The organism is Pseudofrankia coriaricola (assembly GCF_032027725.1).
Lineage (GTDB): Bacteria > Actinomycetota > Actinomycetes > Frankiales > Frankiaceae > Pseudofrankia.
The window spans coordinates 1-1,843 of sequence record NZ_JASNFO010000197.1 but is presented as its reverse complement, the minus strand read 5'-3'; the positions used below and the strand labels follow the sequence as shown (position 1 = coordinate 1,843).

Annotated in this window: 3 protein-coding genes; all 3 read right to left on the bottom strand. The window is 71.4% G+C overall.

From position 1 onward, the window contains the following. Positions 1-591 (bottom strand): recombinase zinc ribbon domain-containing protein (locus QOZ89_RS47055; RefSeq protein ID WP_312630401.1); only part of this gene is annotated, 591 nt, incomplete at its 3' end. An 18-nt stretch (positions 592-609) separates the two neighbouring features. Beyond that, positions 610-1,158, bottom strand: coding sequence for a hypothetical protein (locus QOZ89_RS47050; protein ID WP_083418434.1), 549 nt, complete (start codon positions 1,156-1,158; stop codon positions 610-612). Continuing rightward, the coding region (locus QOZ89_RS47045) for a hypothetical protein (RefSeq protein ID WP_312630374.1) at positions 1,155-1,843 on the bottom strand (689 nt) is incomplete at its 5' end. The genes QOZ89_RS47045 and QOZ89_RS47050, both read right to left, overlap by 4 nt.

The window sequence follows — 1,843 nt, the reverse complement described above, 5'->3', positions numbered from 1 at the left end:
TTCCAGCTGGCGGGTGACCAGCCGGTTTTCCGGTTCGGCGAGCTGGTACTGGCGCCGGGCGCGGTCGGCGGTGTAGCGGGCGCGTTCCAGCCGCTGACGCCACAGGGTGTCCAGCTCGGCCCGGTCTGCCTCGGCGTGGGCGGCCGCGGTCAGGGAGACCTCCAACGCGGCCGGGGCGACGGCGTCGAGCAGCTGGCCGGTCACGTAGCGGTCGAGCGCCGGGCCGGCGAGGTGCTGACACAGCCGGCCGGTGCCGTAGGTGGCGCGCAGGTAGCCGCAGTGGTAGTTGTGCGACGGGAACCGGCTGGCCGGGGTGTGGTAGCTGACCGTCATCCGATGTCCGCACCGTCCGCAGCGCAGCAGGCCCGTGAGCGGCCCTGCGTTTTCCGGATAGCTTCCAATGGGGTTTTCTATGCCGCGGCCTGCTGGGCGTCGTATTCGGCGTGGACTTCGGCTGGGGTTCTGTAGCCGAGTCCGGAGTGGCGGTGGTTCTCTGGGGGTCGGACGCTGGTCCGGGCGCCTGATTTCTGCGTTTGTGCAGCTCAGGGGCTGTTTGACTTGAAGGTATTGTCTGCAACAGGTGTGGTGCAAGGGCGACGCGCCGGGTTTTTATCGGCTCGTCGTCGGGGCGTTGATGCGGGTCATCAGTTCGCGGTTTGCCTGCCGGGCGGCGGCGAGGTCCTGGTCGCGTTCCTCGAGTTGGAGGCGTAGGTCGACGACCTGCTGCTCGAGGTTGACGATGCGCGTGTTGAGTTTGTCGATGTCGGCCGGGGCGCCGAGTCCGGACTCGCGCCAGGCCTGTTCACCGAGGGTGTCGGACAGGCGGTTTTCGAGTTGGTGGATGCGGGCGGCCAGGCGGACGGCGCGTTCCTGGGCAGCGAGCAGGTCGGCCTGTAGGGACGCCCGGGTGACGGCGGGTCCGACGCCGGGGGTGGGAGCGGGCTGGGCTTCGAGGGCGTGGGCCTGCTCGAGCAGGTCACGGTGCCGGTAGAGAAATGTCCGGTCGACGCCGGCGGCGCGGGCGATACCGCTGATGGTGATCTCCTCGCCGGCGGCGTGGGCGCTGGTGAGGGCGGTCTGGACGCGCCCGCGGCGCCGGTCGGTGTCGGCGCGCCGGCCCTTCGCCATCGCGGCGGTGCGGGAGGAGGAAGTGGTCATGGCGTCGCCTGGCCGGCGGGGAGGGCTCCGGCGCGCAGCCGGGGCATGCCGAGCATCGCGGCGCGGTGGCGTCGGACGGTCGCGACGGCGTCGTCGATCTGGGCGCGTTCGGGGCCGGTGAGTTGGTCGAGGCCGGCGCTGACGCGGCCGATCAGCCTGCGGATGCGGGTGATCTCCTCGTCGGAGGGCATGGCCTCGGCTCTGGCCCAGTCGTCGACGTCCGCGGTGGCGAGGAGCCGTTCGCGGGTGCGCAGCAGGTCGTCGAGGTAGCTGGTCAGTTCGGGCAGGTAGGAGACGTCGGTGCGGAAGTGGTCGCAGCCGGCGCAGCGGAACCGGTAGGGGCAGGCCTGGCCGCCGGCCTTGACGTTGGACGGCTCGGCGCAGATCCCGAACGGGACGGCGACCTCGCCGATCGCCCGGTGGGTGTGCGCGGCGTCGAGGAGGGCTTGGGCCTGCTGCCAGACGCGGTTGCCGTGCCGGTCGAACTGCAGGGCGGTGAGCCGGTCGACGGCCTCGCGGCGGCGCTGCTCGCCGACGCGGTAGTACTGCCGGGTGGTGTCGAGCTTGCGATGGTCCATCAGCTCGCGCAGCACGTCGATGCCGACGCCGGCGTCGGCGTGCCGCTGGGCGTAGGTGTGCCGGTAGGCGTAGAGCACGATCCTGCTCTTGTCGAACTCGACCCCGT

What these genes read in the sequence shown, in the direction of transcription:
- QOZ89_RS47050 (WP_083418434.1), bottom strand. Translation starts at nt 1,158, where the DNA reads ATGACCACTTCCTCCTCCCGCACCGCCGCGATGGCGAAGGGCCGGCGC.